This window comes from Pseudomonas sp. TR47 (genome assembly GCF_044143025.1).
Lineage (GTDB): Bacteria > Pseudomonadota > Gammaproteobacteria > Pseudomonadales > Pseudomonadaceae > Aquipseudomonas > Aquipseudomonas putida_E.
Window position 1 is genome coordinate 395,807 of record NZ_JBHFCS010000001.1, and the last position, 24,566, is coordinate 420,372.

24 protein-coding genes, 1 tRNA gene and 1 pseudogene are annotated in these 24,566 nt (G+C 61.0%); 17 read left to right on the forward strand and 9 right to left on the reverse strand.

What is annotated here, in order from left to right:
• Positions 1–558, reverse strand: coding sequence for a hypoxanthine-guanine phosphoribosyltransferase (locus ACEWE8_RS01820; protein WP_012316248.1), 558 nt, complete (start codon positions 556–558; stop codon positions 1–3).
• A gap of 161 nt (positions 559–719) precedes the next feature.
• Here ACEWE8_RS01820 and upp point away from each other — a divergent pair, with 161 nt between their 5' ends.
• Complete coding sequence (upp, locus tag ACEWE8_RS01825; RefSeq protein WP_011532223.1) at positions 720–1,358, forward strand: uracil phosphoribosyltransferase; 639 nt, start codon at positions 720–722, stop codon at positions 1,356–1,358.
• 2 nt (positions 1,359–1,360) lie between these two features.
• The gene (locus tag ACEWE8_RS01830) at positions 1,361–2,626 is read left to right on the forward strand and encodes a uracil-xanthine permease family protein (RefSeq protein ID WP_046784552.1); all 1,266 of its coding nucleotides are present in this window, start codon (positions 1,361–1,363) and stop codon (positions 2,624–2,626) included.
• Between the two features lie 45 nt (positions 2,627–2,671).
• Here ACEWE8_RS01830 and hemH read toward each other — a convergent pair whose 3' ends face one another.
• Together hemH and ACEWE8_RS01840 are read right to left on the reverse strand one after the other, a co-directional pair.
• Entirely contained in the window at positions 2,672–3,685 is a 1,014-nt protein-coding gene (gene hemH, locus ACEWE8_RS01835) for a ferrochelatase (protein WP_046784553.1), read from the reverse strand.
• A gap of 13 nt (positions 3,686–3,698) precedes the next feature.
• Positions 3,699–4,604, reverse strand: coding sequence for a TIGR01777 family oxidoreductase (locus ACEWE8_RS01840; protein WP_046784554.1), 906 nt, complete (start codon positions 4,602–4,604; stop codon positions 3,699–3,701).
• A gap of 186 nt (positions 4,605–4,790) precedes the next feature.
• On the opposite strand from ACEWE8_RS01840, the gene ACEWE8_RS01845 reads away from it, so the two are divergent.
• From ACEWE8_RS01845 to ACEWE8_RS01865, 5 genes are all read left to right on the forward strand, one after another.
• On the forward strand, positions 4,791–5,777 hold the full coding sequence (locus tag ACEWE8_RS01845; RefSeq protein WP_046784555.1) for an NAD(P)/FAD-dependent oxidoreductase: 987 nt from the start codon (positions 4,791–4,793) through the stop codon (positions 5,775–5,777).
• 106 nt (positions 5,778–5,883) lie between these two features.
• Positions 5,884–6,852 carry a DUF523 and DUF1722 domain-containing protein gene (locus ACEWE8_RS01850; protein WP_046784677.1) on the forward strand — a complete coding sequence of 323 codons (969 nt, stop codon included), beginning with the start codon at positions 5,884–5,886 and terminating at the stop codon, positions 6,850–6,852.
• The gene (locus tag ACEWE8_RS01855) at positions 6,842–7,723 is read left to right on the forward strand and encodes a MerR family transcriptional regulator (RefSeq protein ID WP_046784556.1); all 882 of its coding nucleotides are present in this window, start codon (positions 6,842–6,844) and stop codon (positions 7,721–7,723) included. The genes ACEWE8_RS01850 and ACEWE8_RS01855 overlap by 11 nt, the downstream gene beginning before the upstream one ends.
• Positions 7,724–7,729: 6 nt before the next feature.
• Positions 7,730–9,151, forward strand: coding sequence for a deoxyribodipyrimidine photo-lyase (gene phrB / locus ACEWE8_RS01860; protein WP_046784678.1), 1,422 nt, complete (start codon positions 7,730–7,732; stop codon positions 9,149–9,151).
• 17 nt (positions 9,152–9,168) lie between these two features.
• Positions 9,169–9,867 carry an SDR family oxidoreductase gene (locus ACEWE8_RS01865; protein WP_046784557.1) on the forward strand — a complete coding sequence of 233 codons (699 nt, stop codon included), beginning with the start codon at positions 9,169–9,171 and terminating at the stop codon, positions 9,865–9,867.
• 60 nt (positions 9,868–9,927) lie between these two features.
• Here ACEWE8_RS01865 and ACEWE8_RS01870 read toward each other — a convergent pair whose 3' ends face one another.
• The 6 genes from ACEWE8_RS01870 to hemA all read right to left on the reverse strand — a co-directional run bounded on the left by ACEWE8_RS01870 (position 9,928) and on the right by hemA (position 15,277).
• A complete protein-coding gene (locus ACEWE8_RS01870; protein ID WP_395589209.1) occupies positions 9,928–10,446 on the reverse strand; it encodes an acyloxyacyl hydrolase in 519 nt (172 codons plus the stop codon).
• 105 nt (positions 10,447–10,551) lie between these two features.
• Entirely contained in the window at positions 10,552–11,349 is a 798-nt protein-coding gene (gene murI, locus ACEWE8_RS01875; protein WP_046784558.1) for a glutamate racemase, read from the reverse strand.
• Positions 11,342–12,097 (reverse strand): molybdopterin-synthase adenylyltransferase MoeB, encoded by a 756-nt coding sequence (locus tag ACEWE8_RS01880; RefSeq protein WP_046784559.1) that lies wholly within the window; start codon positions 12,095–12,097, stop codon positions 11,342–11,344. The genes murI and ACEWE8_RS01880 overlap by 8 nt, the downstream gene beginning before the upstream one ends.
• A complete protein-coding gene (prmC, locus tag ACEWE8_RS01885; protein ID WP_046784560.1) occupies positions 12,091–12,921 on the reverse strand; it encodes a peptide chain release factor N(5)-glutamine methyltransferase in 831 nt (276 codons plus the stop codon). The genes ACEWE8_RS01880 and prmC overlap by 7 nt, the downstream gene beginning before the upstream one ends.
• Positions 12,921–14,003, reverse strand: coding sequence for a peptide chain release factor 1 (prfA, locus tag ACEWE8_RS01890; protein ID WP_046784561.1), 1,083 nt, complete (start codon positions 14,001–14,003; stop codon positions 12,921–12,923). The genes prmC and prfA overlap by 1 nt, the downstream gene beginning before the upstream one ends.
• Positions 14,000–15,277: a glutamyl-tRNA reductase gene (hemA, locus tag ACEWE8_RS01895; protein WP_012316263.1), complete on the reverse strand. Its 1,278-nt coding sequence runs from the start codon at positions 15,275–15,277 to the stop codon at positions 14,000–14,002. Before hemA ends, prfA begins: the two co-directional genes overlap by 4 nt.
• Positions 15,278–15,736: 459 nt before the next feature.
• Here hemA and ACEWE8_RS01900 point away from each other — a divergent pair.
• The 10 genes and pseudogenes from ACEWE8_RS01900 to pth all read left to right on the forward strand — a co-directional run bounded on the left by ACEWE8_RS01900 (position 15,737) and on the right by pth (position 24,547).
• Positions 15,737–16,224, forward strand: a pseudogene (locus ACEWE8_RS01900) (Hcp family type VI secretion system effector).
• 10 nt (positions 16,225–16,234) lie between these two features.
• Positions 16,235–17,209: a hypothetical protein gene (locus ACEWE8_RS01905; RefSeq protein ID WP_046784562.1), complete on the forward strand. Its 975-nt coding sequence runs from the start codon at positions 16,235–16,237 to the stop codon at positions 17,207–17,209.
• A 561-nt stretch (positions 17,210–17,770) separates the two neighbouring features.
• The gene (locus ACEWE8_RS01910) at positions 17,771–18,166 is read left to right on the forward strand and encodes a hypothetical protein (protein ID WP_052750391.1); all 396 of its coding nucleotides are present in this window, start codon (positions 17,771–17,773) and stop codon (positions 18,164–18,166) included.
• 713 nt (positions 18,167–18,879) lie between these two features.
• On the forward strand, positions 18,880–20,601 hold the full coding sequence (locus ACEWE8_RS01915) for a tetratricopeptide repeat protein (RefSeq protein ID WP_046784564.1): 1,722 nt from the start codon (positions 18,880–18,882) through the stop codon (positions 20,599–20,601).
• Positions 20,602–20,605: 4 nt separating this feature from the next.
• Positions 20,606–21,223, forward strand: a complete 618-nt coding sequence (gene lolB / locus ACEWE8_RS01920) for a lipoprotein insertase outer membrane protein LolB (RefSeq protein WP_046784565.1) — start codon at positions 20,606–20,608, stop codon at positions 21,221–21,223.
• A 3-nt stretch (positions 21,224–21,226) separates the two neighbouring features.
• Entirely contained in the window at positions 21,227–22,087 is an 861-nt protein-coding gene (gene ispE / locus ACEWE8_RS01925) for a 4-(cytidine 5'-diphospho)-2-C-methyl-D-erythritol kinase (RefSeq protein WP_046784566.1), read from the forward strand.
• Between the two features lie 19 nt (positions 22,088–22,106).
• A tRNA-Gln gene (locus tag ACEWE8_RS01930) sits at positions 22,107–22,181 on the forward strand.
• Positions 22,182–22,229: 48 nt separating this feature from the next.
• On the forward strand, positions 22,230–23,171 hold the full coding sequence (locus ACEWE8_RS01935) for a ribose-phosphate pyrophosphokinase (protein ID WP_003247410.1): 942 nt from the start codon (positions 22,230–22,232) through the stop codon (positions 23,169–23,171).
• A 118-nt stretch (positions 23,172–23,289) separates the two neighbouring features.
• Positions 23,290–23,886, forward strand: coding sequence for a 50S ribosomal protein L25/general stress protein Ctc (locus ACEWE8_RS01940; protein ID WP_012316267.1), 597 nt, complete (start codon positions 23,290–23,292; stop codon positions 23,884–23,886).
• A gap of 76 nt (positions 23,887–23,962) precedes the next feature.
• Positions 23,963–24,547 carry an aminoacyl-tRNA hydrolase gene (gene pth, locus ACEWE8_RS01945; RefSeq protein WP_008099045.1) on the forward strand — a complete coding sequence of 195 codons (585 nt, stop codon included), beginning with the start codon at positions 23,963–23,965 and terminating at the stop codon, positions 24,545–24,547.
• Positions 24,548–24,566: the final 19 nt, after the last annotated feature.

Consider the following 24,566-nt stretch of genomic DNA (forward strand, 5'->3'; position numbering starts at 1 on the left):
TCAAAGTCCCTTGACGGCGAAGATGCCGTTCGCGTTACGCCAGTAACCCTTATAGTCCATGCCGTAACCAAAGATATAGCGATCGATGCAAGGCAGGCCGACGTAACTGGCCTTGAGGTCCGGGCTGGCCTTGCGGTCATGGTCTTTGTCGATCAGCACCGCAGTGTGCACCGAGCGGGCGCCGGCGTGTTTGCAGAACTCGATGATGGCGCTGAGGGTGTGACCCTCGTCGAGGATATCGTCGACGATCAGCACGTCACGGTCGATGAACGACACTTCAGGCTTGGCCTTCCAGAACAGCTCACCGCCACTGGTCTGGTTGCGGTAGCGCGTGGCATGCAGGTACGAGGCCTCCAGCGGGAACTGCAGGTGGGTCAGCAGCTTGCCAGCGAAGATCAGACCGCCGTTCATCACACAGAACACCACCGGGTTCTTGTCGTGCAGGTCCTTGCAGATCTGCTCGCCAACCTTGGCAATGGCCGCTTCGACTTCGGCTTCGTTGTAAAGGCAGTCTGCCTCGCGCATGACTTGACGGATGTGCTCGAGATCAGCGGACATTGCGCTCTCCAGGGGGGATTTTGGAAAAGCGGGCAAAGGTACGCATCCGCTCGTCACAGATCAAGCATTTATGGACTAACGTGCAAAAGGACTGCACGACAGCAAAGGCTGAATAGATTAATCTAGCGCGGTTTTTTTGCCCGCCTTTCGGAGCCCCCCCTATGCCCACTCGTGAGATCCGCCACCCGCTGATCCGCCACAAGCTCGGCCTCATGCGCCGTGCCGACATCAGCACCAAGAACTTTCGCGAACTCGCCCAGGAAGTCGGCGCGCTACTGACCTACGAAGCCACCCAGGACCTGCCACTGGAAACCTACGAGATCGATGGCTGGTGTGGCAAGGTGCAAGTTGAAAAAATCGCTGGCAAGAAGATCACCGTGGTACCGATCCTGCGCGCCGGCATCGGCATGCTTGACGGCGTGCTCAGCCTGATCCCGGGCGCGAAGGTCAGTGCCGTGGGTGTCGCACGCAACGAGGAGACCCTCGAAGCACACACCTACCTGGAAAAGCTCGCACCGGACATCAACCAGCGCCTGGCGCTGATCATCGACCCGATGCTTGCCACCGGCGGCTCGATGGTCGCCACCATCGACCTGCTGAAGAAGGCAGGCTGCAAGGAAATCCGCGCCATGGTGCTGGTTGCAGCGCCTGAAGGCATCGAAGTGGTGGAGAAAGCCCACCCGGACGTCCAGATCTACACCGCCTCGATCGACCAGCGCCTCAACGAACACGGCTATATCGTTCCGGGCCTGGGCGACGCCGGTGACAAGATCTTCGGCACCAAGCAGAAGGACGCCTGACCATGCAGGACGGCTTCAACGACCCGCTATGGCGCCAGGTCGTTTCGGGCGCGCAGATGCTCTTCGTGGCATTTGGCGCGCTGGTGCTGATGCCGCTGATCACCGGCCTGGACCCTAACGTCGCGCTGTTCACCGCGGGTATCGGCACCCTGCTGTTCCAGCTGGTCACCGGCCGTCAGGTCCCGGTATTCCTGGCCTCGAGCTTTGCCTTCATTACTCCGATCATCCTCGCCAAAGGCCAGTTCGGCCTGGCCGAGACCATGGGCGGCGTGATGGCCGCAGGCTTCGTGTACACCTTCATGGGCCTGATGGTGAAGATCAAGGGCACCGGCTTCATCGACCGCATGCTGCCACCCGTGGTGATCGGCCCGGTGATCATCTCCATCGGCCTGGCCATGGCACCGATCGCGGCCAACATGGCAATGGGCAAGGGCGGTGACGGCGCGGTACTTATGCCGTACAAGACCGCCATGCTGATTTCCATGCCGGCGTTGCTCACCACCCTGATCGTCGCGGTATTTGGCAAAGGCATCTTCCGCCTGGTGCCGATCATTTCCGGGGTGCTGGTAGGGTTTGCCCTGGCGTTCGCCTTTGGCGTGGTCGATACCGCCAAGATTGCCGCCGCGCCTTGGCTTGAGATCCCTAATTTCACCGCACCGGCGTTCAACTGGCAGGCCATCCTGTTCATCGTACCGGTCGCCCTGGCCCCGGCGATCGAACATATCGGCGGGGTGATCGCAGTCGGCAGCGTGACCGGTCGCGACTACCTGAAGAAGCCTGGCCTGCACCGCACCCTGCTGGGTGATGGCCTGGCCACCACGGCAGCCGGCCTGTTCGGCGGCCCGCCCAATACCACGTATGCCGAAGTGACCGGCGCCGTGATGCTGACCAAGAACTACAACCCGAAGATCATGACCTGGGCGGCGGTCTTTGCCATCACCCTGGCCTTCATCGGCAAGTTCGGTGCGTTGTTGCAGAGCATCCCGGTGCCGGTGATGGGCGGCATCCTCTGCCTGCTGTTCGGTTCGATCGCGGCGGTGGGCATGAACACCATGATCCGCCACAAGATCGACCTGGGCGAAGCTCGCAACCTGGTGATCGTGTCGGTGACCCTGGTGTTCGGTATCGGCGGCGTGCTGATCGGCAGCGGCGACGGCCCTGATGATTGGGGCCTGAAGGGCATCGCCCTGTGCGCTATCGTGGCCATTGCCCTGAACCTGATCCTGCCGGGCAACGATGGCTGGAAAAAAGAGAAGCTGGATGTATAAGAGCGGCCTTGCGTCGCTAAGGGGCCGCAAAGCGGCCCCTTCAATTCAAGCCTTTTCACACATCCGCGCCAGCACCCTCACCCACTCCGGGTGATCATTCAGGCACGGCACCAGCACCAACTCTTCGCCCCCTGCCTCGATGAACTGCTCCTTGCCGCGATCGCCAATTTCCTCCAGCGTCTCGATGCAATCGGCCACGAATGCCGGGCACATCACCAGCAGCTTCTTCGCCCCGGCCTTGGCCAGTTCATCCAGACGCGTCTCGGTATAGGGTTCGATCCACTTGTCTCGGCCTAACCGCGACTGGAACGAGACAGACCACTTGCCGTCCGGGATGCCCATCCTGGTGGCGAACGCCTTGGCCGACGCCAGGCACTGCCCCCGGTAGCACACCGCCCGCACTTCGGCACTGGCGTCCTTGCAGCAGTCCGCTGCCCGCAAATCATGCTTGCTGCCAGGCATGAGCTTCTTCAGGTGCCGCTCCGGCAAGCCATGGAAGCTCAACAACAGGTGGTCGTAGTCCTGCTCAAGATAGGGCCGTGCACTGGCCACCAGGGCATCGATGTATTCAGGGTGGTCGTAGAACGGTTGCAGCACACGCAACTGCAACGGCAAGGCGCGTTCGGCGACAGTCTGGTTGGCCAGTGCCACTACCGTAGTCACCGTGCTGTCAGCGAATTGTGGATAAAGCGGCGCCAGTGTCACCTTGCGCACACCTTGAGCGGCGAGGCGCTCAAGCACCTGCGCCAGTGCTGGCTCGCCATAGCGCATGGCGATTTCCACCGGACCATGGGGCCAGTGCTCGACCATCGCGGCCTGCAGGCGACGCGTCAACACCACCAAGGGTGAGCCTTCGTCCCACCAGATCGAGGCATAGGCATGGGCAGACTGCTCTGGGCGCTTGATCAGGATCAGCGACACCAGCAAGCGCCGCACCGGCCATGGCAGGTCGACCACGTAAGGGTCCATCAAGAACTGGTTGAGGTAGCGGCGTACATCGGCTACCGAGGTGGAAGCCGGAGAACCCAGGTTGACCAGCAACAGAGCGTGATCGGTCATGCAGCGTCCTATGTCAGAGGCGCCTGGACAGGTTGTCCAGGGCCGATTGCAGATCGTTGTAACGGAACGTGAAGCCCGCGGCCAGCAAACGCACAGGGCGTGCCCGCTGACCACCAAGCAACAACGTCGACAGCTCTCCGAGGCCCGCCTTCAGCAGCAGGCCAGGCACCGGCAGCAGCGCCGGCCGGTGCAGCGCCCGGCCCAGGCGCCGGGCGAATTCGCGGTTACGCACAGGCTCTGGCGCGCAGGCATTATAAGGACCGCTGGCGTCCTTGTGCCGCAAGAGAAAATCTATCAGGGCGACCTGGTCGTCTATATGCACCCAAGGCATCCATTGCCGACCATTGCCCAGCGGGCCGCCCAGCCCCAGCTTGAACGGCAGGCGCAGGCGCGACAGGAAACCGCCATCGCTGGCCAGCACCAGCCCCGTGCGCACCAACACCACGCGCAGCCCAAGGGCCTGCGCACGTTGCGCTGTTTCCTCCCAGGCAATGCACAGCTGGCTGGCGAAATCCTCGCGCACCGGCGGCGATGCCTCGGTCAATTCACGCTCACCGCCGTCGCCATACCAGCCCACCGCAGAACCCGAAATCAGCACTTCGGGACGTTGCTCACGGGTACCGAGCCAGCCCAGCAATTGCTCGGTAAGGCTGATACGGCTGGCCCAAAGCACATTACGCCGGGCGGCGGTCCAGGGCCGGTCGGCAATCGGCGCGCCAGCCAGGTTGATCACGGCGTCCACCTGCTCGTCAGCGGCCAGTTCCTCCAGTTGGGCAATCCCGCGCACTCCGCTGCCACAGAGGCGCGCAACCTGATCAGGGCGCCGGCTCCACACGGTCAGGCGATGACCCTGGGCGAGCCAGAACGGGCAAAGATGCTGGCCGATCAAGCCAGTGCCGCCTGTCAGCAATATATGCATGGCTGTGTCCTCACAGAGTGCGGCGATGGTCTATTTTTACAACAAGGCACTTTTTTAACCCAACGCTCTCAGATAAACATAGGCCAACCTGCCCTATGAAGCGGAATAACCTTATACAAATTTTAAGTATTGTACAGGTTTGCCTGACAGCGTAGTCTGCTTACAGCACGGTTCGAAGAGGCCATCATGACAGTACCTATTGCCATCATCGGTGCCGGTATCGCCGGCCTTTCCGCTGCCCAGGCCCTGCAAAAGGCCGGGCAGTCCGTTCACCTGTTCGACAAAGGCCACGGCAGTGGCGGGCGCATGGCCAGCAAACGCAGCGAGGCCGGTGCGCTCGATCTGGGTGCCCAATACTTCACTGCGCGCGACCGTCGCTTCGTCGAGCAGGTGCAGCAATGGGTAGCCGCCGGCTGGGCTGAACAGTGGAAGCCGCAGCTGTACAACTACCGTGACGGCGAACTGACGCCCTCGCCCGACGAGCAGACGCGCTGGGTCGGCGTGCCGCGCATGAGCGCGATCACCCGCGGCATGCTCAAGGACGTCACGGTGAACTTCGGCTGTCGCATTGCCGAAGTGTTTCGCGGCAAGCAGTACTGGCACCTTCAGGATACCGAAGGCTGCAGCCATGGCCCATTCAGCCGCGTTGTGATCGCCGTCCCCGCGCCCCAGGCCACGCCGCTACTGGCAGCCACCCCAAAACTTGCCGCCGTGGCAGCGGGCGTGGTGATGGAGCCTACATGGGCCGTTGCCCTGGCCTTTCAGACACCGCTGGACACACCGATGCAGGGCTGCTTCGTGCAGAACAACCCGCTCGACTGGCTGGCACGCAACCGCAGCAAGCCAGGCCGCGATGAGCAGCTCGATACCTGGGTGCTGCATGCCACTTCCACGTGGAGCAAGCAGCATATCGACCTGGCCAAGGAAGAAGTGATCGAGCAACTGTGGGGAGAGTTCGCCGAATTGGTCGGCTGCGTGGTGCCTGCAGCGTCCTTCTCCGTGGCACATCGCTGGTTGTATGCACGGCCGGCCGGCAGTCACGAATGGGGCGCGCTGGCCGATGCCGACCAAGGGCTCTATGCCTGTGGCGACTGGTGCCTGTCGGGCCGCGTGGAAGGCGCCTGGCTCAGCGGTCAGGAGGCGGCACGACGCCTGCTGGAGCATCTCGACTAAACAAAACTGCAAAACTATACAAAAATACTAGTTTGCATAAGTTTGTGGCTGTGCTGGAATAACCTTGTACACGCGCGAATCAATGTACAAGTTTTCGGAGACAGCCATGCACGATCCATCCGCCCACAGTAAGCCCCGCATTGCCATCAGCTCATGCCTGACAGGCCACAGTGTGCGCTACAACGGCGGGCACAAGTCGTCCGATCTGTGCCGCACCCAGCTGGAAGAACACTTCGATTGGCTACCGGTCTGCCCCGAAGTCGCCATCGGCCTTGGGGTGCCCCGCGACCCGATCCGGCTGGTCGGTGACCCCGAACACCCGGCCGTGGTCGGGACACGCAACCCTGGCATGGACGTCACCGGCCCGCTCGCCAGTTACGGCGAACAGATGGCCGCCGAGCTTGACGATATCTGTGGCTACATTTTCATGCAGAAGTCGCCGTCCTGCGGGCTGGAGCGGGTCAAGGTCTACCAGGATAACGGTCACCCGGCAGTACAGGGTGGCAGAGGTGCCTACGCAGCGGCTTTCTGTGCCCGTCGCCCGGACCTGCCGGTCGAGGAAGAGGGGCGCCTGCACGACCCGGTATTGCGCGAGAACTTCATCAGCCGCGTCTACGCCTATGCGGACTGGCAGCGCCTGCTGGCCAAGGGTTTGAGCCGTGGCGCACTGGTGCGCTTCCATTCACGCTACAAGTACCTGCTCATGGCCAACAACCCGCAGGCTTACCGACAGCTTGGGCGCCTGCTTGGCAGCATGAGCCGGGACGATGACCCTCAGGTGATCGGGCCCCGCTATTTCAGCCAGTTGATGCAGGCGCTGCGTCGCTGCGCCAGCCGCGGCACACATGGCAACGTACTGCAGCACCTCAGTGGCTACTTCAAGGACGCGCTGACGCAGCAGGACAAGGCCGAGCTGCAACACATCATCGACCAGTACCAGCAAGGGGTCGTACCGCTGGTAGTTCCGCTGACCTTGCTCAAACACCATTTGCGCAAGCACCCTGACCCCTACCTGCAGCAACAGACCTACTTACAGCCGCACCCCGATAGTCTGGGGCTACGCAATGCAGTCTGAAGCGCCCATGCCCATCGGTGAACTGGCACGCCGCACCGGTGTGAATCCGGTGACCCTGCGCGCCTGGGAGCGGCGCTACGGGCTGCTGAAGCCGCAACGTACCGCCAAAGGCCACCGCTTGTATGGCCGCGACCAAGTCGAACGTGTCGAAGCGATCCTGGCCTGGCTGGAACGCGGCGCATCGGTCGGCCAGGTGCGCGAGCTGCTCGACAAGCCACCCGGCGTTGCCCCGCAAGGCGACTGGCAAACCCGCCAGCAACAGTTGATAGAGGCCATCGCCAACCTGTCCCAGCGCAGCCTCGACCAGCAACTCAATCAAGCCATGGCGCTGTATCCGGCCATCACCCTGTGCGAGAAATTGCTGCTGCCATTGCTCGATAGCCTGGGGCAACGTTGGTGCAATTACTTCAATGCCAGGCTCGAACAGGTGTTCTTCCACACTTGGCTGCGCAGCAAGCTGGGCGCACGGGTCTATCACGACAATCAATCACTGCACGGCCCGGCCGTGTTGCTGGCCGAAGACAGTGAGCACGCCTTCGACCCCAGCCTTTGGCTGTATGCCTGGCTGCTGAGCAGCAGCGGCATCCCTGTCGAAGTGCTTGAAAACCCCGTGAGCGGAGTGGAGTTGCAACGTGCCGTCACCGCCCTGCAACCTCGCGCCCTGCTGCTGCACCTGGGCCCGCGCATCGATGGCCGGGCCCTGCTGCGTACCCTGCAGGGGATAGCAGGCACCAAGCTGCTGGGCGGCGCCACGATTTCCCTCCACAAAGCTCAACTGCACGGCTACGGTCTGCCCGAGCTTTTCCTGTTCGATACCCCGCAGGCGGCATTGCGCACGCTGCAAGGCAATGACCGCCCGCCTGTAGAGTAGATGCCCATGCAACTGATCTGGCTGCGCAGCGACCTGCGCGTCAACGACAACACCGCCCTGAGCGCCGCCTGTGAACGTGGCCCTACCGTGGCCTTGTGGCTTGCCAGCCCAGGCCAGTGGCAGGCGCATGACGACGCTGCCTGCAAGGTCGACTTCTGGCTGCGTAACCTGCGCGACCTGCGCCAGTCACTGGAGGGCCTCAATATTCCGTTGCTGGTCCGCAGGATCGACACCTGGGAGCAGGCGGCCCAAACGCTGCTCGACGTGTGCCGCCAGCACAACATCGAAGCGGTGCACTGGAACGATGAGTACGGCATCAACGAAAACAGCCGCGACCAGGCGACCCGCGCGTTACTGGAAGCCTCCGGCGTTCAGGCTCACAGTTACCTCGATCAGCTGTTGTTCCGCCCCGGCACCGTGCTGACACGCAGTGGTGATTACTTCCAGGTCTTCAGTCAGTTCAAGAAAGTCTGCCTGGAGCACCTGCACCGAAGCCTGCCGTCACAAGCAACTCGGGTAAAGCGCCAGGCCCCCGTGGACATCGCCAGCGACCCCATTCCCCAGCACATCGATGGCTTCGACAAACCATCGCGCACCCTGAGCGAATACTGGCCTGCGGGCGAGGACGAGGCACAAGCCCGACTGGCACGCTTCGTGGACGAAACCATCGAGGACTACCATCACCTGCGCGACCTGCCGGCAAAACCTGGCACCAGCCAACTGTCGGCCTACCTGGCGGCCGGGGTGGTCTCGCCCCGCCAGTGCCTGCACGCCGCACTGGCGAGCAACCGCGGCGAGTTCGACAGCGGTAGTACCGGCACCCAGACCTGGATCAACGAATTGCTCTGGCGCGAGTTCTACAAGCATATCCTGACCGGTTATCCACAGGTGTCACGCCACCGAGCATTCCGCACACACACCGAATCGCTGCCTTGGCGCGACGCCCCTGCCGACCTTGAGGCCTGGGAACAGGGACGCACCGGGTTCCCGATCATTGACGCGGCCATGCGCCAGTTGCTGCACACCGGATGGATGCACAATCGCCTGCGCATGATCGTCGCCATGTTCCTCAGCAAGAACCTGCTGATCGACTGGCGCCTGGGCGAACGGCACTTCATGCGCCACCTGATCGACGGTGATCTGGCCGCTAACAATGGCGGCTGGCAGTGGAGCGCCTCCACAGGCACAGACGCGGTGCCCTACTTCCGTATTTTCAACCCCGTTTCGCAGTCGCAACGCTTCGACCCACAGGGGCACTTCATTCGCCACTGGGTACCCGAGTTACGCGGGCTGGATGAAAAAAGTGTCCATCTGCCTACGCAAAACAAGGATCTTTTCGCCGAAAATTCGTACCATCGTCCTATAGTTGACCTCAGTAGTAGCCGCCAGCGTGCACTGGAGGCCTTCAAGGGGTTATCGCGCAGGTAGGGTGAGGGGTCCGCGTATTGAATCATCCGCGAATTTTCTGGGTTACGGGAGCAGGTAGTGGTCTGGGTTTGGCCTTGGTGGAGCAATTGCTCGGGCTAGGGCACCGGGTAGCGACAAGCGGGAAGGATTGCCAGGCGCTCGATACCTTGGCAGCGCACCACGGTAGCCGCCTGTTGCGCCTGCCATGGCAGTTGCATGACGAAGACCAGGCGGCCAGCGCCTGCCTTGAGCTTTGTCATGCCTGGGGCGCGCTGGACAGCCTGATCATCAATGCAGGGGCCACCGATTATCTGCCGGATGCGGTATCGGCCACAGACGTGTTCGAGACGATCGTAAGCAGTAACCAGCTGGCGGCCGAGCACTGCCTGGGCCAGGCTGTACCGTTGCTGTTGAAAGGCGAAAAGCCGCAGGTAATGGCAATCTTCAACCGTTATTCGGCCTTGCAGTTGTATGCGCCCACGCGCGTCACAGCAGGCTGGAACAACACACCGCAGTGGTTTCGCGAGGCGCGTCAGTCGCTGAAAAATCAGGGCATTGACCTGACGGTGGTGGCGCCACATTCGTTGAAGACACCGGTCACCTCAGCTACGGCCTTTCCTGAAGACTGGACGCCGCAGAGCGCCGCGCAGGAGCTGCTGCAACGCTTGCCACTGCGCGAGCCGGAGCTTGTGCTGGAGGTCACGAACCTGAGTAGCTTGTGGCCATTGTCACGCTAAGTGATGAGGAGGCATTGCCACCCGCTTCGCGGCCCCGCGAAGTGGGTGGCAATGGCAAACTCAGAGTGCCATGCGGTAATGCAGGCTGTAGCTCTCGACCCCATCGTTGGGCTGCTTGATGCCGGCGTTGGAATAGTGGATTGCCCGCACGCCAATCTCATGGCCACCTGCAAAGCGCAGCCCGAAACCGATTCGGTCTTCGAACTGGAACGACGAACCCAATTCGTTGCTTTCAAGCTCAGTGCTGGCAAATGCAGCCACGCCGATGCCCGCCTCAATGTAGGGCTTCACTGACTCACCAGCGAACTCATAGACGAATACCGGTGCGAAAGACAGGCTGTGGTTGCTCGCCGTCTCGTCGCCGTCCCAATAGGTGTAAGCCCCATCCCAATAACCGGTCAGCCGACCGACGCTCGTCCGCCACCAGCTGGCATCCCAGTTGGACTGAAGGCCCAGGCGGTAAACCTGGGTGGAGTCACCCGTCTGCCCTACCGATAACGAAACATCGGCAGCTTGCACTACCGCGATCTGTCCCAAAGTGACGGCGGCAGCCGCCGCCAAGCCAAGCAGTTTCCTCATGAGAAACATCCTTCTTTCCAATGCTGTTGTAAGTGTTCGCCTCATGGCAGGCAAAAAATAGAAATCAGGAGTGGGACGATAGTTCAGCTGTTTTTCACGTTTTTTTTACAACTGAAAACGTTGCACACTGCCCGACTTGTTCCACAGCACAGGGAGGATGTTTTCCAAAGATCGCGGATCGGCACTGGTCCAGAATGCAGCTTCGCGTGCCGGCCCCTCGGCCAGTAGTTCGCGCGCGGCCAGTAACCGTTGCAGTTGGCGCGCCACCGCCGCACCGGTATCGATGATAGCGACGTCGGCGGGCACCATCCCGGCCAGCAACGGGCGCAGGAACGGGTAATGGGTACACCCGAGAATCAGCGTATCGCAACCTGCCGCAAGCAAGGGCTGCAAGTAACCAAGCAACAGCTGGCGCAATTGCAGGCTGCCAAGGTCACCCGTCTCGATCAGCTCGACCAGCCCAGGGCAAGGCTGGGTGACCACGCGCACATCGTTGGCGAAGCGGTCGAGCAAGGCGGCGAACTTGGCGCTCTGCAAGGTGCCGGTAGTGGCCAGCACACCGACCACGCCGGAACGGGTGGCAGCAGCGGCAGGCTTCACCGCCGGCTCCATCCCTACCAGCGGCCAGTCGGGATACAGCTCACGCAGGTCGGCAACCGCTGCCACGGTAGCGGTGTTACAGGCCAGCACCATCGCCTTGGCGCCCTGCGCCTGGAAGAACTCGGCAATGCGCCGGCAGCGCTGGCGGATGTAGTCGGGGGTTTTCTCGCCATACGGCACATGCCCGCAATCGGCCACATAGAGCAGCGACTCGCTGGGCAGCAAGCGCTGGATCTCGGCCAGGACCGACAAACCGCCGACCCCGGAGTCCATCACGCCGACCGGTGCCGAGCGCTCAGCCATCGCGCTTGCCACATACCGCACAAGCCGGGTCACGCTTGACCCGCAGTTCCCGCAGGCGCGTGCCCAGTGCGTCGATCAGCAGCAAGCGGCCCACCAGCGGCTCGCCAAAACAAGCCAGCAGTTTCATGGCTTCCAGCGCCTGCAGGCTGCCGACCAACCCAACCAGCGGGCCAATCACTCCGGCTTCGCTGCAGGTCAGCTCGTCTTCGCTGCCATGGCCATACAGGCAATGGTAGCAAGGGCTGTAATCGCGCCGAGGGTCGAACACCGACAGCTGCCCTTCGAGGCGGATGGCTGCACCACTGACCAGCGGCTTGCCGTGGGCGAAGCAAGCTGCGTTGACCGCCTCCCGGGTACCAAAGTTGTCGGAACAGTCCAGCACCAGGTCGACGGCCGCCACTGCAACGGCCAGGGAGTCTTCATCCAGCGCCTGACGATGGGCGACCAAGGTAATTTCAGGATTGATGGCCTCAAGCCGTTGCAGCGCCGAGTCCACCTTGCTCATGCCAACGCTGCCACTGTCATGGATGACCTGGCGCTGCAGGTTGGTCAGGTCGACGGTATCGAAATCAGCCAGGTGCAGCTCACCTACACCGGCTGCTGCCAGGTAGAGCGCCACCGGTGAGCCCAGACCACCCAGCCCGATGATCAGCGCCTTGCTCTGCTTGAGGCGCAACTGGCCTTCGATGTCCACCTGTGCCAACAAAATCTGCCGGCTGTAACGCAACAATTCCTGATCGGTCAGCATGGCAAGCGCCCCAGGGAAATACGTTCATGACCGCCCAGGTCCTTGCGGCTGGCCACCTCGATGAAGCCTTGCCCGCTCAGCAGCGCGCGCACGGCAGGTGCCTGGTCGTAGCCGTGTTCGAGCAGCAGCCAGCCACCGGGCAGCAGATGCGCCGGCGCCTGGCCAACGATCAGCCGCAGGTCGTCCAGGCCATCGGCCCCGGCCACCAGTGCACTGCTGGGTTCGAAGCGCACATCACCGGCAGCCAGGTGCGGGTCTTCGGCAGCGATGTACGGCGGGTTGCTGAGGATCAGGTCGAAACGTTCAGCGTCCAAGGCACTGAACCAGTGGCTGGTGAGCACCTTGACGTTGCCCAGGCCCAAGCGCTGACGATTACGCTCAGCGAGCGCTACCGCTTCCTCGACCCGGTCCAGCGCCGTGACCTGCCAGGCCGGGCATTCGCTGGCCAAGGCCAGCGCTATCGCGCCGGTTCCGGTGCCCAGGTCGAGCACCTTGGCGGGCGTTGCAGGCTGCAACTCAAGCGCCGTCTCGACCAGAAGCTCGGTATCAGGGCGTGGGATCAACGTGTGGGGTGCCACTTCCAGGTCGAGTTTCCAGAAGCCCTGTTGGCCCAGAATGTAGGCAACCGGCTCACCGCCGCGGCGCCGATGCAGGTAGCCCGCGTAGGTCTGCGCATCCTCGCTGCTGACGATGCGTTCAGGCCATGTGTGCAGGTAGCTGCGCGACTTGCCGATGGCTGCCGCCAGCAGCAGTTCGGCGTCCAGGCGTGCGGTGGGCGAATCCGGCAGTTGCGCGTTGCGCAGCAGGCTGGCAATGATGGTCATCAGTCCCCCAATGCCGCCAGCTGATCAGCCTGGTATTCGGCCAGCAACGGTTCGATCACCGCGTCAACGCCCCCGGCAAGGATATCGTCGAGGGAATACAGGGTCAGGTTGATACGGTGATCGGTCACCCGCCCCTGTGGATAATTGTAGGTACGGATGCGCTCTGAGCGGTCGCCCGAACCTACCAGCAGTTTACGCTCGCTGGCGATGGCATTCTGCGCGGCGCTGGTCTGCATGTCATTGAGCTTGGCCGACAGCCAGGACATGGCTCGGGCCCGGTTCTTGTGCTGCGAGCGCTCCTCCTGGCACTCCACCACGATGCCGGTAGGCAAGTGCGTGATGCGGATGGCCGAGTCGGTCTTGTTGACGTGCTGGCCACCGGCGCCGGATGCGCGGTAGGTGTCCACGCGCAAATCAGCCGGGTTGATCTCGATTGCCACCTGTTCGTCCGGCTCGGGCAGTACCGCGACGGTGCACGCCGAGGTGTGGATTCGGCCCTGCGATTCGGTTTCAGGCACCCGCTGCACACGGTGCGCGCCAGACTCGAACTTGAGCTTGCCGTAAACGCTGTCGCCTTCGACGCGGGCGATGATCTCTTTATAGCCGCCGTGCTCGCCCTCGTTCTCGGAAAGAATCTCGAGGCGCCAGCCACGCCGTTCGGCATAGCGCGAATACATGCGGAACAGATCGCCCGAGAAGATGGCCGCCTCGTCGCCACCGGTGCCGGCGCGAATTTCGAGGAACACGTTGCGCCCGTCATTGGGGTCTTTGGGCAACAGCATGCGTTGCAGCTGCGACTCCAGCACCACCAGATGCTCCTTGGCTTCGCGCACTTCCTCCACGGCCATTTCGCGCATATCGGGGTCGGCGTCCTTGAGCAGCGCCTGGGCGCCTTCGAGGTCGTCCTGCACCTTGCGCCATTCTTTATAGGCGCCGATCACCGGCTCCACTTCAGCGTATTCGCGAGAATAGGCGCGAAAGCGCGCCTGGTCGGAAATGACTTCGGCATCACCGAGCAAGGCGGTGAGTTCCTCGAAGCGGTCCTGGAGCGTGTCCAGTTTGTTCAGCAGCGACGCTTTCATTGCAAGGATTTGTCCGTCGAGCCCTCGTTGAGGGCAAAGAGTTCCTGGGCCATGGCCAGCGCATCGAGGCGGCCCTCGGCCGAGAGCTTTTTCAGCTGCACGCTGGGCGCATGCAGGAGTTTGTTGGTCAGCCCCCGGGCCAGTTGCGCCAGTACGTCCTCGGGGTTGCCACCGTTGGCCAGCAGACGCTGGGCCTTTTGCAGTTCTTCGTCGCGCAGGCGCTCGCTTTGCTGGCGATAGGCGCGCAACACGTCGACCGCGGCCAGTTCGCGCAGGCGCACCATGAAGTCTTCGGCGCCCACCGAGACCAGCTCTTCGGCCGCCTGGGCTGCGCCCTGGCGGCTCTTGAGGTTTTCCGCGACCACTTCGTGCAGGTCATCGACGGTATACAGGTACACGTCGTCGAGCTCACCCACCTCGGGCTCGATGTCGCGCGGCACGGCGATGTCGACCATGAAGATCGGCTTGTGCCGGCGCTGCTTCAGCGCGCTTTCCACCGCGCCCTTGCCCAGGATGGGCAACTGGCTGGCGGTGGAGCTGATGACGATGTCGCTGTGCGCCAGCTCTTGTGGGATATCGGCCAGCAGCACGGCGTGAGCACCGAACTGCTCGGCCAGCAGGCTGGCCCGCTCCAGTGTACGGTTGGCCACGACGATACGGCGCACGCCCTGCTCATGCAGGTGGCGGGCAACCAGAGTGATGGTTTCACCGGCGCCGATCAGCAGCGCCTGGCTGCGGCCCAGGTCGCTGAAGATCTGCCGCGCCAGGCTAACCGCAGCAAACGCCACCGACACCGGGTTCTCGCCGATCGCGGTGTCGGTACGCACCTGCTTGGCGGCGCTGAAGGTGGCCTGGAACAGGCGCCCAAGCAGCGGGCCGACGGTGCCAGCCTCGCGCGCCACGGCATAGGCCGACTTCATCTGGCCGAGGATCTGCGGTTCGCCAAGCACCAGCGAGTCGAGGCCCGAGGCCACGCGCATCATGTGCCTGACGGCATCATGCTCTTCATGGATATAGGCGCTGGCCCGCAGTTCATCCAGGCTCAGGCGGTGATAATCGGCCAGCCACTGCAGGACCGCCTCGGCGGACAGCTGATCCTGCTCTATATAGAGCTCGCTGCGGTTGCAGGTCGACAGGATCGCCGCTTCACGGCTGGCGGTCAGTCGGCAGAGCTGCTGCAGGGCGTCGACCAGCTGCTCTGGGGTAAACGCCACGCGCTCGCGTACGTCTACCGAGGCAGTCTTATGGTTGATACCAAGTGCAAGAAAGGCCATGCAAGGTCGCTGGTTGTGACGAGAAGCCGATAATTGTCCTCTTTCGCAGGTTTTAGAACAACCACCGTTCGCTATTGAGGTGATAGCACCTGCTCGCCCGACCTGCTTTCGCGCGGGGAACACAGCCGGCAAGCACACCGGGCACCCTCTGGGAGCCGGCTTGCCGGCGATGCAACCCCCACGATCATGGCACCGGCTTCGCCGGTGAGCGCCGGCAAGCTGGCTCCCACAAAGTCGGTGCCGGGTTAGGGTATATCTCCTAACAAGATAAGGAGCGAAATGACAACTTTCGATACATTCAAAGCGGTTATTCCACAAACCTGTAGTCCGTTTCTGAAACACATCCTTAGGTATTGCCCCCTCTCAATTCGAAGCCTAGCCTAGCCCCTCACTGACCGGGCCAAGCTCCCGCCTGCGGATAAAACCTTAACACCCAATGACTGCCAAGGAGAGGTAAGCATGGCTTTTGACGCCTATTTGAAAATCGACGACATCCCGGCGAAGCACTGGATGAAAAGTACAATAAATGGATTGAAGTCACCGGCTACAACTTCGGTGTCAGCCAAACCACTTCAGCCACGGCCAGCTCCGCAGGCGGCGCCACCTCTGGCCGCACCGCCGTCAGCAACTTCACCTTCACCAAATTTCTCGACAGCGCCAGCTGCAAACTGATGGAGGCCAGTTGCGCTGGCCAGCACTTGAAAGAAGTCAGACTGGCACTGTGCCGAGCCGGCGGCGACAAGCTCAAATATTACGAAATCATCCTTGAAGAAGTGATCATCGCCGACTATACGCAGAGCGCAGACGATGGCATTCCAATAGAAGTGGTCCAGCTCGACTACGGCAGAATCAAGACCACCTACACCCAGCAGAAACGCATCGACGGCTCTGGCGGCGGTAACATCGCTGGCGGATGGGACCGGATCGGTAACAAGAAACACGCGTGAGGTCACTGCCATGTCTGAAGCACGTGCGTTTATCAACCCCAAGATGCAGAACTACCACACGATCAAAGCAGGCCTTGCGCTCAGTGGGCATTCGGCCAGCAAGTTCGATGTGTTGAATTCGCATATTTATAACACCGTGGTGAAAAGTGGCGAACTGGTTATCGTGGGCGATTGGTCTACGCCTACTTGTACCAGCCATGAGGCCTTCCTGATGTCGAAGGCCCACGTCATACATATCGGCCTGGCACGCAGCGGCCAGGGTGCTGATGAGTTTTTTCTGGAGAATTTCGAGCTACTTAAAAGCTTACTCACTCATGCCGCAACGGGCGCTGGGGTGGCGAGTGATGGTTGGAGCAGACAATTGAAAGCCATACAGGAGACGTTGCTTGAAATTGAAAAACTGCACAAGGAATATCTCAGTTCCGGCACCCTCAAGGCCCGTGACCAATTTTATGCGAGGCGGTCGACGCTCTTCATGAAACTTGATGAGCAACTGAGCAAAATGACGGCCTTCGGTGCTGGCCTGCGCAATAAAGGGTCGATCAAAAGGACGCTGGCGATTTCCACGAAGAGCTACCTGCATACGGGGGAGATTGCAGGATATGCAGATAAGGTTGCCGGGGTAGGCAAGGCTGCCAAGCTGATCAAAAAGGGCACGTATATAGGCATAGCACTTGAGGTTGCAGCTACTGGATTAGAGATTCAGAGGGCATGCACATTAGGACGTGAGGAGGCCTGCAGAAAAGCAAAATACATCGAGGGCGCTTCATTAGCGGGAGGTCTTAGCGGTACCGCTGGCGGAGCGATCCTTGGCGGGTACGCTCTCGGGCAAATATGCCTCGCCTTTGGTGTTCCAAGCGGCGGGGCTGGATCACTTGCATGCGTAATTATTGGAGGCGCCGCAGGGGGAGTACTGGGGGGCGAGTACGGCAAGGCCGAGGGCAAAAACCTTGGAGAGCTTGTTTACGAGGCTCTGAACAAATGACAAACATATTATCAATGGCAGCTTCACTCATCATAGTGACCTCACTATTAATTAGTGTAACCGCACTTACCTACATTGCCTACCGGCAGATCGAAACATTGGAATCCCAACTTACAAATTGCAGACTTGTACAAGGAAACCGCTCGCTCTTTGCCTCCGCAGGTATGCTTGGCAAAACCATGAGACTTTGCATGATCGCCGGCATGCTATCAACCCCCAACTTTTACTTGCGGCGCAATCTGGCAGACGCCAATGACATTCGCAACATCCCGCAAAAAACCAAACGAGTGATTTTATTCTTCTGGTACTACCTTATACTTTCCTGTTCATTGCTAGCCATATCCCAAGGCCTCACCTCATGCATTGACAGTCACTAACCAATTATGCAGGTAACATTGTTGGCGTGGCGGCTTGCGGCATAGTATCGGGCATTGCTACGGGTGGTCCCGGAGCCCTTACTTGCGGTGTAGCGGGTGGAGCTTTCGGAGGCATGGTAGGCGGCGAAATCGGAAGCAAGGGAGGAGCTATGCTGGCAGACCTATTATATGAGCGGGTGATGAAGTGACCACCTCTGACCAAATTCTCGGCGTAGCGTTCGCCATCATTATCACGGCGATTTTCGTGAGCATGTCGTTGACATTATATTTATCACATCGAATGATTGAACATATCGAATCGCTTTTACCTAACTCCAAGCTAATTAACGACAACATAAAATTATACGCCGGGCTTGGCCTGCCTGGCAAAGCTGCAAGGTTCGGGGCAATATCCTTCATGCTTATTTTCCCCAAAGCGTACGCACGCAGAGGATTGATAGACATCCACGAAGTAAGTCAACTACCCGATCACATCAAGAAACCACTTACCAGACTAGTCATTATCTGCCTGGCACTGGCCCTGGCATTACTAGCATTTGGCGCATGTCTTTATGCTGCAGAAAATTATACAACTTTGTAAAGATGGCGCCCTCTCGCGGCTACCGACAGTTGATACGGGCTGCTCACCTGTGCATTTCCTGAAGAGCTACGAAAACCAAAATGAGCACCGTGAAAACGGGAGTAGCAGCCCTTTCATTCCTGCCACATATCAATAACGCTAATCACACATCCTTCACGAGCGCCTGAGATGAACGCGACTGAGCCCGCCACGATAGTGTTTTCATCCTTGCTCTTATGGCAACTACATTCATCATTCGGTGTTACGTCGCTTACAGATACACTGGGATCCTTGAGTCGCACCTGCCAAACTGCAAATACATTTCAGACAATAAAACCACCTACAAGCATGCCGGCTTACCAGGCAAGCTGATGCGTACAGGCCCGATTTCAGTTACCTCGGTAATCCCCAGACTATTCATATAGAGAGAGGTGGGCCGAGCAGAGGAAATCAAAAAAATTACCGCCACAAAAACGGCGTATACTAGTTAGCCTTTTGACCCTGCACTTCACGCTACTCATAGCACTTATGCTTTCTGACTTCCTCTTTCCAACCCTGTAAAACGGCCAACGGCGGAGGAAAATTGTCACGAAACACTGCACCGAACCTCTGCCCTGCCCCGCTGTCCCACCTATCACCACCACGCTGTAAACCACGACCTTCGCAGGTGGGTTTGCATCCGCGCTTGTGTCATCATGCTCCGACCGCCGGTAAGTCCTTCTAAGCCTCTTTATATGAACAGACCCTACGCACTGCTGCTTGCCTTCGCCCTGCTCCAGGGCTGCCAGAGCCTGGCCCCGCAAAAGGCCGAGCCTCCCGTTGCCGAAGCCGGCAAGGCCGAGGCCGAGAAGCCCGTGGTGTATGGGTCGTTCAAGCAGGACACGCTCTACAGCCTGCTGGTGGCCGAGCTGGCCGGCCAGCGCAACCGGTTTGATATCGCCCTGGCCAACTACACCGACCAGGCCGAGAAAACCCAGGACCCGGGCGTGTCCGAGCGTGCCTACCGCATCGCCGAGTACCTCGGCGCCGACGAGCCGGCCCTGGACAGCGCTTTGATCTGGGCCCGCAACGACCCGCAGAACCTCGACGCCCAGCGCGCCGCGGCCATCCAGCTGGCCCGCGCAGGCCGCTATGACGACTCCATGACCTATATGGAGAAGGTGCTGCAGGGCCAGGGCGACACGCACTTCGACTTCCTCGCCCTGTCGGCCGCAGAGACCGACCAGAGCACCCGCGACGGCCTGATGCAGAGTTTCGACCGCCTGCTGGTCAAGTACCCCGACAACAGCCAGCTCGTGTTCGGCAAGGCCCTGCTGCTGAACCAGGACGGCAAGGCCGAAGAAGCCCTCGAACTGCTTGAATCACACCCGGCACAAAATGGCGAGATAGCCCCGACCCTGCTTCGTGCCCGCCTGCTCCAGGCCCTGGACCGCGGCCCGGAAGCCCTGCCGCTGCTGCGCGGGGCGATCCGCGACAACCCGGAAGACAAGCGCCTGCGCCTGACCTATGCGCGCACCCTGGTCGAACAGGACCGCATCGCCGATGCCAAGGCCGAGTTCATCAGCCTGGTCCAGCAATACCCCGACGACGACGAGCTACGTTACTCGCTGGCGCTGGTGTGCCTGGAGAACAAGGACTGGGACGAAGCCGAGAGCTACCTGCGTGAGCTGATCGAGCGCGACAGCAACGTCGACGCCGCCCACCTGAACCTGGGCCGCATCGCCGAAGAACGCCACGACCCGGCCGGCGCCCTGCGCGAATACGCACTGGTCGGCCCGGGCCCCGACTACCTGCCTGCACAATTGCGTCAGTCCGACATCCTCATCGCCAATGGTCGCGGCACCGAAGCGTCACGCCAGCTCGCCGAGGCGCGCGAGGCGCAGCCGGAACTCGCCATCCAGCTGTACCTGATCGAGTCTGAAAGCTACAGCAACAACAACAAGGACGCCCAGGCCAACCAGGTGCTGCAGCAGGCCATTCAGCGCTACCCGGACGACCTCAACCTGCTTTACACCCGCGCCATGCTGGCCGAAAAGCGTGACGACCTGCCGCAGATGGAAAAAGACCTGCGCGCCATCATCGCCCGCGAACCGGAAAACGCCATGGCGCTGAACGCCCTGGGCTATACCTTGGCTGACCGCACGACCCGTTACGCTGAAGCCAAGGCCCTGATCGAAAAGGCCTATCAGCTGACCCCGGACGACCCGGCAATCCTCGACAGCATGGGCTGGGTCGCCTATCGCCTGGGCAACCTCGAAGAGGCCGAGCGTTACCTGCGCCAGGCCCTGGAGCGCTTCCCCGACCATGAAGTGGCTGCTCACCTGGGCGAGGTTCTGTGGGCCAACGGCAAGCGCCGTGAAGCTCGCCAGGTCTGGGCCAAGGCCTTCGAGGCCCAGCCCGACAGCCCTATCCTGCGCAAGACCGTCTTGCGCCTGACCGGATCCGAGACCCTTTAACGCCATGTTTTTGCGCCATTGCATCACCTTTACCCTGATCGCCCTGCTGGCCGGCTGTGCCGGCTTCGGTAGCCGGGAGGCCCTGCAGGGCCACGGCGACCCACAGCAGTGGCGCGCCCATAAAGAGCAACTGAGCAGCCTTGACGGCTGGCAGATCAACGGCAAGGTCGGCATCCGCGCCCCGCGCGACTCCGGCAGTGGCACGCTGTTCTGGTTGCAGCGCCAGGACTATTACGACATCCGTCTGGCCGGCCCGCTGGGCCGAGGCGCAGCACGCCTGACCGGCCGCCCCGGCGGCGTGGTACTGGAAGTGGCCAATCAGGGCCGCTACGAAGCCGCCAGCCCCGAAGCGTTGCTGGAAGAACAGCTGGGCTGGCAATTGCCGGTGTCGCACCTGGTCTGGTGGGTGCGTGGCCTGCCCGCCCCCGACAGCAAGAGCAAGCTGACCCTCGATGGCGACAGCCGCTTGGCCAGCCTGGACCAGGACGGCTGGCAGGTGCAGTACCTGAGCTACACCGAACAGAACGGTTACTGGCTGCCCGAGCGCCTGAAGCTGCACGGCAAGGACCTCGACGTGACCCTGGTGGTCAAGGACTGGCAGCCACGCCAGCTGGGGCGCTGACCGATGCACAGGCTCACCCTGCCCGCCCCGGCCAAGCTCAACCTGTGGCTGCACATCATCGGCCGCCGCCCGGACGGTTACCACGAACTGGAAACCGTCTTCCAGTTCCTCGATCACGGCGACGAGCTGACTTTCGCCCTGCGTGAAGACGGCGCGATCCGCCTGCACACCGAGATCGAAGCGGTGCCCCACGACAGCAACCTGATCGTGCGCGCCGCGCGCAAGCTGCAGGAACAGTCCGGCACCGGCCTTGGCGCCGATATATGGCTGACCAAGGTGCTGCCCATGGGCGGCGGCATCGGCGGCGGCAGTTCGGATGCAGCGACCACACTGCTGGCGCTGACGCACTTGTGGCAACTGGATTGGGACAAAGATCGCCTGGCTGCCCTGGGCCTGACACTGGGTGCCGACGTGCCGGTGTTCGTGCGTGGCCATGCAGCATTCGCCCAAGGAGTGGGTGAGCAATTGACCCCGGTCGACCCGGCCGAACCCTGGTACGTCGTGCTGGTGCCGCAAGTGTCTGTCAGCACAGTAGAAATTTTTTCACATCCACAGTTGACACGTGATTCCCTCCCCCTTAAGATGCGCCCCGTTCCCGAGGGAAACAGTCGAAATGACTGCCAACCGGTGGTAGAGCAGAGTTACCCGGAAGTTCGCAACGCGTTGAATTCACTGGGTAAATTCACTAAAGCTCGATTAACCGGCACTGGAAGTTGTGTGTTTGGGGCCTTCCCAAGCAAAGCCGAAGCTGATAAAGTTCTGGCCCTTCTTTCAGCGACCCAAACAGGGTTTGTGGCGAAAGGAAGCAATGTTTCGATGTTGCATCGTAAGCTGCAAAGTCTGGTCAAGAAGTCGAGTGCCTAGCGCTCGCAGCAACAGATACAGGGGCGTCGCCAAGCGGTAAGGCAGCAGGTTTTGATCCTGCCATGCGTTGGTTCGAATCCAGCCGCCCCTGCCATTTTCCTTATACTCATCCAGGTATACCCTCAGCCTCCAGGTACTGCGCGTGTCCAAGATGATGGTCTTTACGGGGAACGCTAACCCCGATCTGGCTCGGCGTGTCGTACGTCAGCTGCATATCCCTCTCGGTGACGTCTCTGTCGGTAAATTCTCCGACGGTGAGATCAGCACTGAGATCAATGAAAATGTCCGCGGTAAAGACGTCTTCATTATTCAGCCGACCTGTGCCCCGACCAACGATAACCTGATGGAACTGGTAGTGATGGCCGACGCCTTCCGCCGCTCCTCAGCATCCCGAATCACCGCCGTGATTCCTTACTTCGGATACGCCCGCCAGGACCGCCGTCCGCGTTCGGCACGTGTAGCCATCAGCGCCAAAGTCGTCGCTGACATGCTCACTGTCGTGGGTATCGACCGTGTTCTCACCGTCGACCTGCACGCTGACCAGATCCAGGGTTTCTTCGATATCCCGGTCGACAACATCTACGGTTCGCCCGTACTGGTCGACGATATCGAAGACCAGCGTTTCGAGAACCTGATGATCGTCTCCCCGGACATCGGTGGTGTCGTGCGCGCACGTGCCGTCGCCAAGTCCCTGGGTGTCGACCTGGGTATCATCGACAAACGCCGTGAAAAGGCCAACCACTCCGAAGTGATGCACATCATCGGCGACGTCGAAGGGCGCACTTGCATCCTGGTAGACGACATGGTCGATACCGCCGGCACCCTGTGCCATGCGGCCAAGGCACTGAAAGAACACGGCGCGGCCAAGGTTTATGCCTACTGCACGCACCCTGTCCTCTCGGGCCGTGCGATCGAGAACATCGAGAAGTCGGTACTGGACGAGCTGGTGGTGACCAACACCGTTCCGCTGTCCGCCGCTGCTCAAGCCTGTGACCGTATCCGCCAGCTGGATATCGCACCGGTAGTCGCTGAAGCGGTGCGCCGCATCAGCAATGAAGAATCGATCAGTGCGATGTTCCGCTAAGCGGAATACGTGTTGATATGAAGCGCCCCGCCCCAGCATGTGTTGGGGCGGGGCTTTTTTGCCATCCCCGTTGGCGCTGGTCGCAAACGCCCTCGGGGGGCTATTTTGGAGAAACAAAATGACTGATTTCACTCTGAACGCCCAAGTGCGTAGTGACCTGGGGAAAGGTGCGAGCCGCCGCCTGCGTCACTCGCTGAACATCCCGGCCGTTGTATACGGTGGCGATAAAGAAGCTCAATCCCTGACCATCGTGGCCAAGGAAATCGCCAAACTGTTCGAAAACGAAGCTGCCTTCAGCCACGTTATCGAGCTGAACGTCGACGGCGCCAAGCAGAACGTCGTAGTCAAGGCCATGCAGCGCCACCCGGCCAAAGGCTTCATCATGCACGCCGACTTCGTTCGCGTCGTTGCTGGCCAGAAGCTGACCGCTGTTGTTCCAGTGCACTTCATCAACGAAGAAGCCCCGGTCAAGAAAGGCGGCGAGATCTCGCACGTTGAATCGCAGATCGAAGTTTCCTGCGAAGCCAAAGACCTGCCTGAGTTCATCGAAGTCGACCTGGGCAACGCTGAAATCGGCACCATCATCCACCTGTCGGACCTGAAAGCTCCGAAAGGCGTAGAGTTCGTCGCTCTGGCCCACGGTGATGACAAAGCTGTTGCCAACGTTCACGCGCCACGCGTTGCTCCAGAAGCTGAAGAAGGCGCCGCTGAGTAATCCACTCGCGCGCCGGTGTTGATCGGGTTACAGTGCCGCGCACCGTAACCCACCAACTCCAAGGAAGAGCCCCTACGTGACCGCCATCCAGTTGATCGTCGGCCTGGGTAACCCCGGCCCCGAATACGAACAGACCCGGCATAACGCAGGGGCTCTTTTCGTTGAACGCATTGCCAGCGCCCAGCGCGTCTCCTTGACCGCTGACCGCAAGTATTTCGGCCTGACGGCTAAATTCAGCCATCAGGGCAACGACGTTCGTCTGCTCATCCCCACCACCTACATGAACCGTAGCGGCCAGTCCGTGGCGGCTTTGGCCAATTTCTTCCGCATCAAGCCGGAAGCGATCCTGGTGGCGCATGACGAACTCGACCTGCCTCCAGGCGTCGCCAAGCTCAAGCGCGGCGGTGGCCATGGTGGGCACAACGGCCTGCGCGACATCATCGCGCAGCTCGGCAACCAGAACGACTTCCACCGCCTGCGGCTTGGCATCGGCCACCCGGGTGACGCCAAACTGGTCTCCAACTTCGTCCTGGGCCGCGCGCCGCGCGCCGAGCAGGAGAAGCTCGACGCCAGCATCGATTTTGCCCTCGGCGTGCTGCCGGACGTGCTTGCCGGCGACTTCGCCAAGGCAATGCGCGAGCTGCACAGCCAGAAGGCCTGATTTCCTAGAGAGGGGAATA